The following is a 14,685-nucleotide window of genomic DNA, read 5'->3' on the forward strand; positions in this document are numbered from 1 at the left end:
ATCGATGTGAAGATGCTGGGGCAGGGCGGCTTGCCGGGTCCTTGCGGTGCCCAGACCCCAAATCTTCAGACCCCACGCCAGATACGGTCCGTGCGGCCGGCCTCAAGAGTGGCATGCACTTTCTGGACCTCCACCGGGCATGGGTATTCGCCCCGCCGCATCAGGCTGTTGAGACGCAAGGCTCTATAGTTTTCCGGAACGAAGACGAGGCCGTTTGGAAATCGCCTGTCGACCTTGAGCTGCGCGGTCAGTTCGCCCTGGGCGGAACGCACGTTCACCTGATCCCCATCCGAAAGGCCAAGCTGCGCGGTATCCTGCGCGCTCATCGTGACATAGGGATCGTTGGCAACCGTGTTCAGGATGTCCGACCGTTCGGAAAGATATCCGTTGTGGAACAGGCAGTTACCGGTGATCAGCATGAGCCGGCCGGTTGACGTCGGAATGGGCGGCGGCGCAAGGAGCACGCCAGCCGGCGGCGTCGGCACCGCCTTGGTGAATGCACCGTCGGCGCCAAGCCCATCCTGTGTCAGCCCCTGATAGGCCGGAACCAGCCGGGCAATCTCGTTGAAAACTTCGCCTTGCGCCGATGGCTGCAGCACCTGGTTGCGCAGCGCTGCAACGAAGTCGAAGATCTCAAGATTGCCGCGCGCCTCGAAAACGAGCTCACGGAATTTGCGAACCTTCTGGAGGCGACCCTCGTTATTGGTGAACGTGCCGGATTCTTCGCCGTAACCCGCAGCGGGCAGGACGACCTCGGCCATGCCGGCGGTGTCCGTAAGGAAGGCGTCCTGGACGATCAGGAGATCGGCGGCTGCAAGCGCTCGCTGTACGAACGCCCGGTCGGGATAGCTGACCATGGGGTCGGTCCCGGCAATGTAGAGCGTGCCCATCCGCCCGCCGATGCAGAGTTGCAGCATGGCATCGAGATCCGCGCCCGGTTCAGACGGGATTTCGGCGCCCCAGTTGCGCGCAAGAGGCGCGCGCGCTGCGTCATCGGTGACCGCCTGCAGCCCCGGCAGAGCCGCAGGCAGAACCCCCATGTCCCAGGCGCCCATCTGGTTGGCACGGTCAAAGAGGAACTGCATCGCCAGGCCCTTTCCGAGCAGGCGGAGAACCTGCAGCAGATTGTTGAGCTGTTGCAGCGTCGCGCGCGCTTCGGGCGATCTCAGGAGGTCCACGCTGACAAGCAGTGTGACGCTCCTGCCTTCCTTGAGCGCGTTGGCCAGACGATCCGGCCCGTCACTGCCGGCATCCGCCGCCGGGCTGCTCGCTTCAATGGTCGCAAGAGCGCCGCCCGGCAAGGCCTGACCAGCCGCTGCCGCAAGTCCGGCGACGACCGCCGCGATGCTTGCCGCTTCTCCGCCCGGCGGTACGCGAACCACCACCCGGGCATCTGCGTCCAGACGGGACGGCCGCGCCGAGAGCATGAGCAATCCGGTCTGCCGCCGCCGCGCAGCATCCCGCAGCAGGTATTCGGTGACCGGGTTCTCCTCGGTCACGTTGCCGCCGACGACGAGCACGCAGTCGTTGCCGATCACTTCGTCCAGGGGCGCGCGGCTGTAGAAGGCTGCCAGCAGCGGGCCGAGCGCATCGAAGGGCACGGGCCAGCGAGAGGAGCAATCAATATTGTTGGTCCGGAACACCGTCCGCATCAACTTCTGGAACTGATAAAGGACTTCGTTGGGCAACCGCGCCGACGCGAGCCCGCCCGCGGCCTTGTTCTCGACGCCCGACAGGCGCCGGCGCAGATAGTCCCCAGCCTCGTCCCAGGAAACCGGAACCAGGGCGCCATCACGACGGATCATCGGCCGCTTGATCCGGTCCCGGCTCTCGATAAAGTCGAGGCCGAAGCGTCCGCGCACGCAGAGCGTTTCGCGGTTGACCCCGTGTTCCTGCTTGGAGCGGACCCGCATGAACTCGCCCTTGCGCGCGCCAACCGTAAGCTGGCAGCCGGTGCCACAATGCGGGCATACCGTGTCCGTTTCAGCCAGATCCCAGGGGCGCGCCTTGTAGCGATAGGGAAAGCTCATCAGCGCGCCAACCGGGCAAACTTCGACGCAGTTGCCGCACTGGTCGCAACTCGCGAGGCTGCCCTCAAAGCCGGTGACGGCAGTATCCATGCCTTTTTCGATGGTGCCCAGGGCGACGGCTCCGACCACCTCCTCGCACATCCGGACGCAGCGCTGGCACTGGATGCAGCGGTTGACGTTCATGATAATAACCGGACTGAGGCGAATGTCCGCAGAGTGGAATACGCGCTTGGGATCGCGAAACTCGCTTCGGCGGGGGCCGTAGGCCATCACCATGTCCTGAAGCTCGCACTCGCCACCCTTGTCACAGATCGGACAGTCGAGGGGATGATTGGCGAGCAGCATGTCGAGCATGGATGACCGTGTTTCGTCGATCAGCGGCGTGTTCGTCCGCACGACCATGCCATCGGTGACCGCGGTGGCGCACGAAGGCTGCAACCGCCGCAGACCTTCGATCTCCACCAGGCACATACGGCACGAAGCGAGCGGCGGCAGCCGCTTCAGATAGCAGAAGGTCGGAATGTCGATGTGCAAACGCTGGGCGGCCTGCAGCACCGTCGAGCCAGCCTCGACTTCCAGCGTTTGTCCGTCGATCGTGACTTTAAGCATGGGTTCCTCACAGTCCTGATCAAGCACTCACTTCAGTGAAACGGGCACCTTTGCGTCTCGATGTGAGCAACAAATTCATCGCGGAAATGCGCAAGTGCTGCCCGCAATCCCATCGCCGCCCCGTCACCCAAGGCACAAAACGTGTTGCCGAAAATTCCCTTGCAGAGCATCTCCAGCTGCTCCAGGTCGCCGGGGGCGCCCTGCCCAGCCTCAATACGGCGCAGGACCTTCACGACCCAGTTCAATCCTTCGCGGCATGGCGTGCACTTGCCGCAGGACTCATGATGGAAGAACTCGATGATCCGGGTGGCGACCTTGACCATGCAGGTCGAGTCATCAATCACGATGACGCCAGCCGAACCGAGCATAGAGCCGGCGGCGGTAAGCGAGTCGAAATCCATCCCCACCTCCAGCCCGTGCGCAGGGATGACCGGCGCTGAGACCCCGCCCGGGATCGCTGCCTTGATTTTCCGTCCCGGCAACGGGCCGCCGGCATGCTCCTCGACCAGTTCGCGCAGCGGTATGCCCATCGGCAACTCGTAGAGGCCGGGTTTGCGCACGCGTCCGCTAAGGCAGTAAAGCTTCGGGCCGGGGCTCTTGTCCGGGCCGATGCCCCGAAACCAGTCCGGCCCCCGCACAACGATATGCGGCACGCAAGCGAGCGTCTCGACATTGTTGATCACTGTCGGGCTGGCGTAGAGCCCGGCCACTGCCGGAAACGGGGGCTTCAATCGCGGTTGCGCCCGCTTGCCCTCGAGCGACTCGAGCATCGCAGTCTCTTCGCCGCAGATGTACGCACCGGCGCCGCAGTGGATGTGGACAGCGAAATTGAAATCCGAGCCCAGGATGCGCTTTCCCAGATAACCCTTTGCGTGAGCCTCGGCGATCGCCTGCTCCAGGCGGCGGATCGCCGTCACATATTCACCGCGGATGTAGACATAGGCGGTTTCGGCTCCGATCGCGTAGGCGCTTACCGCCAGCCCCTCGATGAGCTGGTGCGGATCGCGCTCCATGAGGATCCGGTCCTTGAAGGTGCCCGGCTCGCCCTCATCGGCGTTGCAGCAAAGATATTTCGGCTTGTCGGTCTGCTTTGGCACGAAACTCCATTTCATGCCCGTGGGGAATCCGGCACCGCCGCGACCGCGCAGGTTGGATCGTTTGACGATGTCGACGACCTCGTCAGGCGTATACTCGCGCAGCACCTTCGCCAACGCCTGGTAGCCGCCGCCAGCCGCGTAGGTCGACAGCAAATGACCGTCCGGCACGTCGATATTTTTGAGAAGAACCGGCTCGAACATGGCGCTACTCTCCCGGTGGTCGCGTTGAGGCGCGTTCAACGCTCGCCAGCTGCCCCACTGTCGCCCGGAGGCTGTCTAAGAGTGCGTTTATCCGCGCGACATCCAGGTTGCCGTGGTAGTCGTCGCCGACTTGCATCACCGGAGCCATCTCGCAGGCGCCGAGACACTCGACGGTGGAAAGCGTGAACAGCCCGTCCGGGGTGGTGTCGCCCTTCATGATGCCCAGCACCGTTTCCAGATGCTTCAGCAGGTTGTCTGATCCGCACAGCATGCAGGAAACATTGTCACAGAGTTGCAGGTGGAACGTGCCCACCGGCTCGGTATGGAAGAGCGTATAGAAGGTCGCCAGTTCGTAGACCCAGATCCGCTCGACACCAAGGATGTCAGCAACCTCTTCTAGCACTGCGCCCGGCAGATGGCCATGTTGCCTCTGCGCGATCAGAAGCGCCGGCATGATTGCCGAGCGCTGGTCGGGATACCGCGCTGCCGCTTCTTCGATCTTTTCGCGCATGCTCATCGCGTCCAAATCCCTTGGCTACTTGTCCACCTCCGCCATCACCGGATCGAGGCTGCCGAGCACCGCGATCATGTCCGCCAGGTAGCGGGCGTTGGTGACCCCGAAGAGTGCCTGGAGGTTGACGAACGAGGGTGCCCGCACCTTCATGCGGAATGGTTTTGGCGACCCGTCGCTGATGATGTAGAAGCCAAGCTCGCCCTTTGGCGCCTCGATCGCCGAATAGACCTCGCCCTTGGGCACCTTGAAGCCATAGGCCGACAGGTCGAAATGCTGGATCAGCGCCTCCATCGAGCAATGCACCCGATCCTTGTCCACCGGGAAGGCGATCGTCGGCATGTCGATCTGGAACGGTCCCTCGGGCATCTGGTCGAGGCATTGCTCGATGATCCGGATGCTCTCGCGCATTTCCTCGACCCGGCACTGCCAGCGTGCATAGCAGTCGCCCTCCTTGCGGGTGATGACATTGAAGTCGAGCCGATCGTAGATCTCGTAGGGCTCATCGCGGCGGATGTCCCAATCGACGCCCGAGGCGCGCAGGTTCGGGCCGCTTAAGCCCAGGTCGATGGCGTCCTCGGCGGCGATCACGCCGATCCCCTGGGTGCGCTTCAGGAACACCCGATTGTTATCGATCAACCGTTCATAATCGCGGATGCGGTTTGGGAAGATGTCACAAAACTCCCGAATCTTGGGGAAGAACCCGTCGGGCAGATCCTCGCGCACCCCGCCGACCCGGCAGAACGACGTGTGCATCCTCGCTCCGCTGATCATCTCCAACAGGTCCATGATCATTTCGCGCTCGCGCATGACGTAGAGCAAGGCGGTCATGGCGCCCAGGTCCAGCGGCAGCGCGCCAGTGATCAGGAGATGACCGGAAATCCGTGCCAGCTCGGCCATCATCACGCGGATATACTGCGCCCGCAGCGGTGCTTCTATGCCCAACAGTTTTTCCACCGCCAGCGCGAAGGCCAGGTTGTTCGAAGGCGGGCACAGATAGTCGAGCCGGTCCGTCAGCGGGAAAATCTGGGTATAGGTGAAGCTTTCCGCCAGTTTTTCGGTGCCGCGGTGGAGGTAGCCGATGTGCGGGTCCACGCGCTTGACGTACTCGCCGTCCAGTTCGAGGACGAGCCGAAGAACCCCGTGTGTGCTGGGGTGCTGCGGGCCGAGATTGAGAAGCACTTCGCTGGTATTGAGTGCTCCGCCTTCCGGCCTGTCGAGTTCGGTGACTTCGGTCATCTCAACTTTCCGGCGGCCTCCCTTGCGGAATATCCCTGGTGGCAAGGCCGGGCTGTGTTGGTGGCGGACCTTCGGCACCAAAGGGGTTCAACTTGTCCTTGTAGCCCCGCAGCGGGAAGTCCTTGCGCTGTGGAAAACCCTCGAAGCCTTCCCACATGTAGATCCGCCGCAGATCGGGATGCCCCTCGAACCGGATGCCATACATGTCCCAGGCCTCACGCTCATGCCAGTTGGCGGTGCGCCAGACGCCCGTGACCGAGGGAACCTGCGGGGGATCGCCAAGCCTGCACTTGATGCGAACCCGCCACCTGTTGGCCAGTGAATAGAGGTGGTACACCGCCTCGTAGCGTGGTGTTTCGGGATAATGATCGACCCCGCAGATGTCCGAGAGGAAATTGAATTGCAGTGCCGGATGTTCTTTCGCAAACCGGCAGAACTCGACGATCTTTTCAGGTGGAACAGCAAAGGCGTGAACGCCATGCGCGGCGCCGAGATCCTCGACGGCATCTGCGAAATGCTCCATGATCAGAGCGCGATGGAGAGACGGCTCCACACTCATGACGCTGCGATCCGATCCAGAGGCGTCCCGGCCAGCGCGCGGGACCTCTTGATCTTCTCTTGAAGCAGGAGGAAGCCGTGCATCAGCGCCTCCGGCCGCGGCGGGCAGCCGGGCACATGCACGTCCACCGGCACGAAGGTTTCCGCCCCCTGCGCCACGGCATAGGTGTTGTAGACTCCGCCCGAGATGGCGCAGGTGCCCATGGCGATGACCCAGCGGGGCTCCGGCATCTGGTCATAGAGCCGACGCACCACGGGCGCGAACTTCCGGGTTATGGTGCCGGCGATGATCATCACGTCGGACTGGCGGGGCGACGGCCGGAACACCACGCCGAACCGGTCGAGATCATAGCGGGCGCATCCCGCCGAGATCATCTCGATGGCGCAGCAGGCAATTCCGAAGGTCTCGGGCCACAGCGCCGACCTTCGGCTCCAGCTGATCAGGCTGTCGGCCGTGGTGAACAGCACGCTGTCGCGGATCGCGTTGTTTACGCCTCCCATTCGAGCGCCCCCTTCAGCCAGGCGTAGGCGAAGCCCACGAGTAGCAGCAATATGAAGATGAACATCTCGATATAGCCGACCAGCCCGATCTCCTTGAGGACGACGGCCCAGGGAAACAGGAACATCGTCTCGACATCGAAGACGACCAGCAGGATCGCAAGGATGAAGAACTGCACCCTCAAGCGGCCACCAGCGGCCTCGCCGGCCGCGTCCATGCCGCACTCATAGGGCATGTTCTTTTCGGGATAGGGATTGGACGGACGCAGGAGCGAGGAGACAAAAAGCGTCGCCCCCGTCACCAGAACGACTCCGGCGATCATAAAAAGAACCGGCAAGAATTCCATTGCAGCCATATCGTACTGCACCGGTTACCCACTGGCTTTCCTCAGGCCGCGACCGCTCTGTTCAGAATGGTAATGCGGTCGCCCCGGAAGCGACTTGGGCAATCCTTTCTTGAGCTTCGAGTTTATTCCGTCGGGCAGATCATTGCAAATTCAATCGGTCAGCCGCCAAACACCGAATGCTGGGCAAGCCTCAGGAACCACGCGGGAAACAGGCCGATGCCGATAGTGCCGGCGGCGGTAAAGGCCAGCGTGGCGCGCACCAGGGGTGTCAGCGCCGGGTCGACAGTCCTCTCCGGCTCGCGCATGTAGATCATCATGACGATGCGGATGTAAAAATAGGCGGCAACGACGCTCAGCAGCACGGCGATCACCGCCAGCATGACGAAACCTCGCTCGACGAGCGCGACCAGCACGTAGAACTTGGCGAAGAACCCGGCAGTTGGCGGAATGCCGGCCAGCGAGAACAGATAAAGCAGCATCAGTAGCGCCAGCCCGGGATGCGACTTGGCGAGGCCCGCATAGTCTTCGATAACCTCGCCAGAGAAATCGCCGTTCCGCATCATGATGACGATGCCGAAAATACCGAGATTCATGAAGGCGTAGATCAGCAGGTAAAGCATCACGCTGGCGATCCCGTCGGCACCGCCGGCCACCACGCCGAAAAGGGCGAACCCGGCATGGGCGATGCTGGAATAGGCGAGCAGGCGCTTGAAATTATCCTGCACCAGCGCCACGAAACTGCCGAGCGCCATCGTCACCACGGCGATGACCGCGACGATGATCCAAACGTTTGAGGCCGCGACCAGCGGGTTGAGGAACACCCGCAGGATCACCGCGAACCCCGCCGCCTTGGGGCCCACCGACATAAAGGCGGTGATGGTCGTCGGAGCGCCTTCATAGACATCTGGCACCCACATATGGAACGGAACCGCCCCGACCTTGAAGACCAGCCCCGCGACGATGAAGACCACCGCCAGCAGCAATCCGGGATCGAGCGGATTGCCGGTCACCGCGGCAGCCATCGCGTCCAGTTGGGTCGTACCGGTGAGCCCGTAGACCAGCGAAACGCCGTAGAGGAAAATCCCGGTCGAGACCGAGCCAAGGATCACGTATTTCAGTGCCGCTTCGTTCGATCGCCGCTCACGTCGCAGGAAGCCGGTCAGCACATAGGTGCAAATCACCATCAGTTCGAGGCCCACATAGATCGACAGGAGATCGGTTGCGGACGCCATGATCATCATGCCCGAAAGCGTGAAGAGCAGCAGGACATAGTATTCACTGCTCCCGATCCCTTCGATATCGGCATATTTGCGCGAAAGGAGGAATGTCAGAACGGTGGCCAAATAGAACACGAACTTGAAGAAGACCGCGAAGCGGTCGGCGACGAACATGCCCGTGTAGGCCGGCCGCACCTCGCTCGAAAGCATGAGCGTCGCCAGGGCGGCAATCAGCACGACCGCGACGCAGGCCCAGACAAGCAAATGCTCCTGTCCCTTCCGCACCAACTGTCCCAGGACCAGCAGGATGCAGGCACCGGTGATCACCACGATCTCGGGCAGGCTTGCGAGAGCCGACTGGAAAAGCGCCGCGGCGGTCATTGGCCGCTCCCCTTGCTGTGCACCTGCGCCAGCAGATGTACGACCGACGCGTCGATGACGTTGAGAAAGGGCTTCGGATAGAACCCGACCCAAACCACAAAGACAGCCAGCGGCAGGATCGCCGCCATCTCGCGGGCGTTCACATCGCGCACCCGGGCGCCGGCGCTGGCCGGACCGAGCGCGACGTTTCCGTACATGCCAAGCAAATAGGCCGCGCCCAGCAATGCGCCCACAACGGCCGCCGCGCCGGCGGCCAGGTCGGCTGCAAACCCGCCCGACAGCACCAGCAACTCGCCGACGAACGAATTCGTTCCCGGCAGCGCCATCGACGACAGGGTGAACAGCGCCAAAAACGTGGTGTAGACCGGCGCCATCTTCATCAACCCGCCATAATCGGCGATGCTGCGGGTATGGGTCCGCTCGTAGATAAGGCCGACGAACAGGAACAATGCACCCGTCGTTACGCCGTGGTTGAACATCTGCAGGATGCCACCTTCGAGCCCGCGGAGGTTCAGCGCAAAAATCCCCAGTGTCACGAAGCCCATATGGCTGATGCTGGAATAGGCCACCAGCTTCTTCAGATCGTCCTGCGCCAGCGCGAGCAACCCGCCATAGACGATCGCAAGAGCCGAAAGCGCCAGCATCATTGTCGAATAATACACCGACGCCTCCGGCAGCATCGGCAGCGAGAACCGCAGGAATCCGTAGGCGCCCATCTTCAGGAGCACTCCGGCAAGGATGATACTGCCCGCCGTCGGCGCCTGCACATGGGCGTCCGGCAGCCAGGTATGGACCGGAACCATGGGGACCTTGACCGCGAAGGCGATCAGGAAGGCGAAGAACAGCCAGGACTGGACCGGGAATGGCAAATCCTGCGCCGTGAGGGCGAGGATGTCGAAGGTCTCGCCGCCGTTGAAATAGAGCACGATGATACCGATCAGGAACAGGACGCTGCCCGCCAGCGTGTAGAGAAAGAACTTGAACGCGGCATAGACCCGGCCGTCGCCGCCCCAGACGCCGATGATCAGGTACATCGGGATCAGCATCGCCTCCCAGAAGACGTAGAACAGGAACAGGTCGAGCGCGCAGAACACCCCTTGCATCAACGTCTGCATGGCGAGCAGACTGATCATGAACGCCTTCACCCTACGGTCGATCGCGACCCACGAGGCGAGCACGCAAACTAAGCCCAGCAGCGCGGTCAGGAACACGAAGAGCGCGCTGATTCCATCAATGCCGAGCGCATAGGTGATTCCGAGCGCAGGCACCCATGGGTGCGTCTCGACGAACTGCATCGCGTGGGTCGTGGTGTCAAAGCTCGCCAGCATAGCGACGCAGAAGGCAAGGTCGAGGACGGTCACACCCAGCGCCGTCCAGCGTACTGCATCGTCGCTGCGGAGAAACATCAGAACCGCTGCCCCGGCGGCGGGGGTGAATACGATGAGACTAAGGAGCGGGATTCCCATCGCACCCCCTACCGCCACACGACGGCGAAGACGACGGTGGCTGCGATCACACCGCCGATCATCGCCAGCGCATAGTGGGTCACGACGCCGGTCTGGAGCCGCCGCAGCGCCCCGCCACCGCGCAGGATCGAGCGGGCGACGCCGTTCACGACGGCGTCCACGCCGGTGCGATCGACCCACATCCCCGCCCGTGCCGCTCCATGCAGGAAGGGCAGCGCCGCGGTCTCCGACACGTTGCTCATCACCTTCTCGTAACGTGCCACCGGTTTTTCGGCGAACCACATGAAGAGCCGCCCGCCCTTGCGGTAGAACCAGTCGGTGTCGATGCTGATGGTATTCTCCGGGTCGAGCGCCTTGAGGAACACCACGAACCCCAAAGCGGTGAACATCAGCAGGCCGAGGCTCTCGGTGACATGGGCGCCGGTATAGGGTTCAAAATCGACCGGATAAGGCAACAATGCGTATAGCGGCTGAGGGAACACCCCGATCGCCACGCAGAGCACCGCCGCCATGCCCATCGCAACCAGCATGTTTCGCGGCGGTTCCCGCGCTTCCAGTTTCCGGTCGGTGCCGAAAAACATGTAGTATGGCAGCTTCAAGCCCGTGTGCAGGAACGTCCCCGACGACGCCATTGTCAGAGCCAGCACCACCAGCGCCCGGTGATCGTGTCCGGCGGCGGCGATGACCATCGACTTGGTGACAAAACCCGAGAAGAATGGGAACGCCGAGATTGCGAAGGCGCCGACCATGTAGAGCGCCACGGTCAGCGGCATGGTCCTGTAGAGCCCACCAAGCTCGGTAAGTTTGCGGCGGCCGGTGACGTGGATCACCGCGCCCGCACCCATGAACAGAAGTCCTTTGTAGAGGATGTGCGCGAAGGCATGCCCGGTGGCCCCGTTTACCGCCATCTCGGTCCCGATGCCGATACCCGCGACCATGTAGCCCACCTGGCTGACGATATGATAGGCGAGCAGCCGCCGGCAGTCATTCTCCAGCACCGCGTAAATGACGCCGTAGAGCGCCATCACGGTGCCGAGCCAAACCAGAAGCTCGGTCCCCGGAAACGCCCGCGCCAGCACATAGACGGCGGTCTTGGTGGTGAAGGCGCTCATGAACACCGCCCCGGTGACAGTCGCTTCCGGGTAGGCGTCTGTCAGCCAGGCGTTGAGCGGCGGTACCGCAGCGTTGAGGATGAACCCGGCAAGGATCAGGTAGGCGGCCACACCCATTTCCCCCTCGATCGGGCCGAAGAGCAGCGAACCGGTGGCGACCCCGTGGAGAATGATGCCACCGAGCAGTGCGACGCCGCCGGTGATATGGACCATGAGATACCGGAACCCGGCGCGGATCGCAGGCTCGCCGCGCTGCGCGAAGACCAGATAGGCGGAGGCGAACGCCATGCCTTCCCAAAACAGGAACAGGGTCAGGTAGTCGCCGGCGAATACCACGCCAAGCGCGCTGCCGACGTAGATGAATGCCGCCACATGCTGGCCGGCGCGCGTCAGGTGCAGGGCGTAGACCGTTCCGATCAGAGCCATGATGGTGAAAACGGTGGCGAAGACGATACTCAGCTTGTCCACCCTCGCGACCAGAATGTCCTGCCCGACGAACGACGCCGCGCCGTAGCTGCCCGGCTGCGCGGTCAGCACGGCGAGGATCGCCAGCGCCGGGATCAGCAGCAGATAAGCCTTGCCGATCGGCCCTTTCAGGAAGGGGATCGGCAGGGCGCCGAGAATGAACAGAAGGGCAGGGTGGACGAAGTCAATCATAATAGTCCTCGCGCCGCATGAGCCCAACCCGATGGCCGAGGAACTTCGAAACGAAAATCAGCAGCACGCAGGATAAGAAGCCGTAGACGGCGGACCAGCCGGGCAGGCGGTCCCACAGATATTCGGCATGGTCGCGGAAGACCAGGAAGTCGGCGACGACGATCAGAACGAGCGCCAGATAGAACAGCCGGCGGCGCGGCCTTGCATATTCTTCGTCACCAAAGAAGTCGACGACACGCTTGATCATCTGACCACTCCGTCCGCCAGGGTGAGAAAATAGTCCGGGAAGATGCCCATCGACACCGACAGGACGGCAGTTGCAACCAGCGGGATCGTCATCATCGGAATTTCACGAACCGTCGCCGGGCTTTCCTGTGCCTCCGTGCCGAAAAAAGCGACATAGCTGACCGGCAGGAAATAGGCGGCGTTCAGGATCGAACTCACCAGGAGCACGATCAGGAACGCGATTTGCCCCGCCTCCACCGACCCCAGCGCCAGATACCACTTGCTGACGAAGCCCGCGGTCGGCGGCACCCCGATCATGCTCAGCGAGGCGACAAAAAATGCCCCCATCGTCCAGGGCAGCTTGCGGCCGATGCCGGCCATGTCGCTGATATTGCGCTTGCCGGACGCGCAATAGATCGACCCGGCGCAGAAAAAGAGTGTGATCTTTGAAAAGGCATGAGCCGCAATGTGGATGATCCCGCCGACCATCGCGACGGGCGACAACAGAACAGCGCCCAACACGATGTAGGAGAGCTGGCTGACCGTCGAATAGGCGAGCCGCGCCTTCAGGTCGTCCCGCGTCAGGGCGTAGACCGACGCCATCAGGATCGTGAACGAAACCAGATAGGCTGTGGCGAGGCCCAGCCCCAGCCCGCCGACCAGCCCGACGCCGAAGACATGGAACACCACCCGCAGCACGCAGAACACGCCCATCTTGACCACGGCCACCGCATGCAAGAGCGCGCTGACCGGCGTCGGTGCCACCATCGCGGCAGGCAGCCAGGCGTGCATTGGCATCACTGCAGCCTTGGCGAAGCCGAAGAGATAGCAGAAATAGACAACCGTCATGAGCGCCGCAGAGGCATCGACCCCCGCCAGCAGCCCCCCCGGCACAAAGTCGAGCGACCCCGCAATGTGGTAGGTCAGCGCCAGCGCGGCGAGTAGCACGCTTTTCGACGCGCCCATCAGATAGACCAGGTACTTGCGGCTGCCCGTCCATCCCTCTTCGTTCTCGTGGTGGTAGACGAGCGGATAGGTAACGAGGCTGAGCACCTCGTAGAAGATCACCAGTGTAAACAGATTGGCGGCGAAGGCGCCCCCGGCGGCCGCCGCGAGGCTGGCGGCGAAGCAGGCGAAGAAACGGGTCTGCGCATGCTCCTTCAGGTGCCGCATGTAACCGATCGAGTAGATCGCCGCGACGATCCAAAGCAGCGACGAAACGGTGGCGAAAACCATGCCGAGCGCATCGACCCGGAAGGCGAAGTCAATCCCCGGCAGAACCTCGAACAGATGCAATTCGACCGTCCCGCCCGAAAGGACCGTAGGCGCCATCGAAACGACAATTGCGAACATGGCGATCGCGGCCAACGGCGAGACGGCATCGCGGAGTTTCTCGCGGTTGTGCAAGAGGAGAACGGCAAGGGCCGCCAAGCCTGCGACGGCGACGGCAAGGAGCGGCCGGATCGATATCACCGGGTCCAAGGCCGCTATCCTTTCATCATGGTCACGTCGTCGACCTTGAGGGTGGATTTGTTCCTCACAAGAGCGACCAGGATGCCAAGGGCGACGGCAACCTCAGCGGCGGTGATTGCGATGACGAAGATCGCGAAAATCTGCCCGCGGAAATCTGCGTAGTAACGCCCGAAAGCGATGAAATTGATGTTGACCGAGTTGAGCAGCAGTTCCAGCGACATCAGCACGACCAGAATGTTGCGCCTGAGCAGAACGCCCGCCGCTCCGATCACGAACAGGACCACTCCAAGCAGGACGTACCACGAGAGCGGAACCATCACCCCTGCTCCTTGCGCGCCAGCACGATGGCGCCGACCAGTGCCGCCAGCAAGATGACGGAGGCGGCTTCAAACGGCAGGAGATAGCCGGAAAAAAGTGTCGTGCTGAGCTGCCTGATTTCATCTCCGCCGCGCATCGCGATGGGCTCCGTGACCGAAAAACGGTCGCTCCAGAGTACCAGGACGAGCATCTCGACGCCAAGCAGGACGAGCAGCCCCAGGGCAGGCAGGTTTCCACCCGGCAAGAACCGCTGCAGCATCGCTTCGCGCACATCGATCATCATGATCACGAAGAGGAACAGAACCATGATCGCGCCGACATAGACGAAGATCTGGATGACCGCGAGAAACGGCGCCTCGAGCAAGACGAAGATTGCCGAAATATTGAGGAAACATGCCATCAGCGCCAATGCGCTGTGAACCGGATTGCGCGCCAGGACCACGAGCAGGGCCGTGATCACGGATACCGTAGCGAACAGAAGAAAGAACCCCTGATCCATCGACGCCGACCCTCCGACGCGAACTGTCACTCGGCGCGAGACGGCCGGTTTTGAGATTGCGCCGCAACTTCAGATGCGTTCACAAATTGTGCCCTAGTATCGGTTTTTTCACAAGATTATTGTCACCGGCGGAACAAGACCGTGGGCCGGTCTGGGGGCACGACTATGCCCGCCGGCTACGACGTCAGAAGCGTTGGCGAAATGAGATCTGGCATTTGGATGACGTGGTGATCTCGAAAAGATGGCT

At 62.3% G+C, this 14,685-nt stretch carries 14 protein-coding genes; all 14 read right to left on the reverse strand.

Going from position 1 to position 14,685, the window contains the following annotated elements:
* Window positions 1-65: 65 nt before the first annotated feature.
* The 14 genes from nuoG to AC1D17_RS02650 all read right to left on the reverse strand — a co-directional run bounded on the left by nuoG (window position 66) and on the right by AC1D17_RS02650 (window position 14,438).
* Entirely contained in the window at window positions 66-2,639 is a 2,574-nt protein-coding gene (gene nuoG / locus AC1D17_RS02585; protein ID WP_477563880.1) for an NADH-quinone oxidoreductase subunit NuoG, read from the reverse strand.
* 32 nt (window positions 2,640-2,671) lie between these two features.
* A complete protein-coding gene (gene nuoF / locus AC1D17_RS02590; RefSeq protein WP_477563881.1) occupies window positions 2,672-3,937 on the reverse strand; it encodes an NADH-quinone oxidoreductase subunit NuoF in 1,266 nt (421 codons plus the stop codon).
* 4 nt (window positions 3,938-3,941) lie between these two features.
* Window positions 3,942-4,454 (reverse strand): NADH-quinone oxidoreductase subunit NuoE, encoded by a 513-nt coding sequence (gene nuoE, locus AC1D17_RS02595; protein WP_477563882.1) that lies wholly within the window; start codon window positions 4,452-4,454, stop codon window positions 3,942-3,944.
* Window positions 4,455-4,472: 18 nt separating this feature from the next.
* Window positions 4,473-5,687, reverse strand: a complete 1,215-nt coding sequence (nuoD, locus tag AC1D17_RS02600) for an NADH dehydrogenase (quinone) subunit D (RefSeq protein ID WP_477563883.1) — start codon at window positions 5,685-5,687, stop codon at window positions 4,473-4,475.
* A 1-nt stretch (window position 5,688) separates the two neighbouring features.
* The gene (locus AC1D17_RS02605; protein ID WP_477563884.1) at window positions 5,689-6,246 is read right to left on the reverse strand and encodes an NADH-quinone oxidoreductase subunit C; all 558 of its coding nucleotides are present in this window, start codon (window positions 6,244-6,246) and stop codon (window positions 5,689-5,691) included.
* On the reverse strand, window positions 6,243-6,746 hold the full coding sequence (gene nuoB, locus AC1D17_RS02610; protein WP_477563885.1) for an NADH-quinone oxidoreductase subunit NuoB: 504 nt from the start codon (window positions 6,744-6,746) through the stop codon (window positions 6,243-6,245). Before nuoB ends, AC1D17_RS02605 begins: the two co-directional genes overlap by 4 nt.
* A complete protein-coding gene (locus AC1D17_RS02615) occupies window positions 6,734-7,099 on the reverse strand; it encodes an NADH-quinone oxidoreductase subunit A (protein WP_477563886.1) in 366 nt (121 codons plus the stop codon). Before AC1D17_RS02615 ends, nuoB begins: the two co-directional genes overlap by 13 nt.
* A 149-nt stretch (window positions 7,100-7,248) precedes the next feature.
* Window positions 7,249-8,688, reverse strand: coding sequence for an NADH-quinone oxidoreductase subunit N (locus AC1D17_RS02620; protein ID WP_477563887.1), 1,440 nt, complete (start codon window positions 8,686-8,688; stop codon window positions 7,249-7,251).
* Complete coding sequence (locus AC1D17_RS02625) at window positions 8,685-10,154, reverse strand: NADH-quinone oxidoreductase subunit M (protein WP_477563888.1); 1,470 nt, start codon at window positions 10,152-10,154, stop codon at window positions 8,685-8,687. Before AC1D17_RS02625 ends, AC1D17_RS02620 begins: the two co-directional genes overlap by 4 nt.
* Before the next feature lie 8 nt (window positions 10,155-10,162).
* Window positions 10,163-11,923: a Na(+)/H(+) antiporter subunit D gene (locus AC1D17_RS02630; RefSeq protein WP_477563889.1), complete on the reverse strand. Its 1,761-nt coding sequence runs from the start codon at window positions 11,921-11,923 to the stop codon at window positions 10,163-10,165.
* The gene (locus AC1D17_RS02635; RefSeq protein WP_477563890.1) at window positions 11,916-12,170 is read right to left on the reverse strand and encodes a hypothetical protein; all 255 of its coding nucleotides are present in this window, start codon (window positions 12,168-12,170) and stop codon (window positions 11,916-11,918) included. The genes AC1D17_RS02630 and AC1D17_RS02635 overlap by 8 nt, the downstream gene beginning before the upstream one ends.
* Entirely contained in the window at window positions 12,167-13,630 is a 1,464-nt protein-coding gene (locus tag AC1D17_RS02640; RefSeq protein ID WP_477563891.1) for a monovalent cation/H+ antiporter subunit D family protein, read from the reverse strand. Before AC1D17_RS02640 ends, AC1D17_RS02635 begins: the two co-directional genes overlap by 4 nt.
* A 5-nt stretch (window positions 13,631-13,635) precedes the next feature.
* Complete coding sequence (gene nuoK / locus AC1D17_RS02645; protein WP_477563892.1) at window positions 13,636-13,938, reverse strand: NADH-quinone oxidoreductase subunit NuoK; 303 nt, start codon at window positions 13,936-13,938, stop codon at window positions 13,636-13,638.
* Entirely contained in the window at window positions 13,938-14,438 is a 501-nt protein-coding gene (locus AC1D17_RS02650) for an NADH-quinone oxidoreductase subunit J family protein (protein WP_477563893.1), read from the reverse strand. Before AC1D17_RS02650 ends, nuoK begins: the two co-directional genes overlap by 1 nt.
* Window positions 14,439-14,685: the final 247 nt, after the last annotated feature.

The sequence above is a fragment of the Pararhizobium sp. P1_E7 genome, from assembly GCF_056405855.1.

Bases quoted from the DNA above. Each gene is read 5' to 3' on its own strand.
- nuoG (WP_477563880.1), bottom strand. From the start codon at position 2,639: ATGCTTAAAGTCACGATCGACGGACAAACGCTGGAAGTCGAGGCTGGC.
- nuoF (WP_477563881.1), bottom strand. From the start codon at position 3,937: ATGTTCGAGCCGGTTCTTCTCAAAAATATCGACGTGCCGGACGGTCAT.
- nuoE (WP_477563882.1), bottom strand. From the start codon at position 4,454: ATGAGCATGCGCGAAAAGATCGAAGAAGCGGCAGCGCGGTATCCCGAC.
- nuoD (WP_477563883.1), bottom strand. From the start codon at position 5,687: ATGACCGAAGTCACCGAACTCGACAGGCCGGAAGGCGGAGCACTCAAT.
- AC1D17_RS02605 (WP_477563884.1), bottom strand. From the start codon at position 6,246: ATGAGTGTGGAGCCGTCTCTCCATCGCGCTCTGATCATGGAGCATTTC.
- nuoB (WP_477563885.1), bottom strand. From the start codon at position 6,746: ATGGGAGGCGTAAACAACGCGATCCGCGACAGCGTGCTGTTCACCACG.
- AC1D17_RS02615 (WP_477563886.1), bottom strand. From the start codon at position 7,099: ATGGCTGCAATGGAATTCTTGCCGGTTCTTTTTATGATCGCCGGAGTC.
- AC1D17_RS02620 (WP_477563887.1), bottom strand. From the start codon at position 8,688: ATGACCGCCGCGGCGCTTTTCCAGTCGGCTCTCGCAAGCCTGCCCGAG.
- AC1D17_RS02625 (WP_477563888.1), bottom strand. From the start codon at position 10,154: ATGGGAATCCCGCTCCTTAGTCTCATCGTATTCACCCCCGCCGCCGGG.
- AC1D17_RS02630 (WP_477563889.1), bottom strand. From the start codon at position 11,923: ATGATTGACTTCGTCCACCCTGCCCTTCTGTTCATTCTCGGCGCCCTG.
- AC1D17_RS02635 (WP_477563890.1), bottom strand. From the start codon at position 12,170: ATGATCAAGCGTGTCGTCGACTTCTTTGGTGACGAAGAATATGCAAGG.
- nuoK (WP_477563892.1), bottom strand. From the start codon at position 13,938: ATGGTTCCGCTCTCGTGGTACGTCCTGCTTGGAGTGGTCCTGTTCGTG.
- AC1D17_RS02650 (WP_477563893.1), bottom strand. From the start codon at position 14,438: ATGGATCAGGGGTTCTTTCTTCTGTTCGCTACGGTATCCGTGATCACG.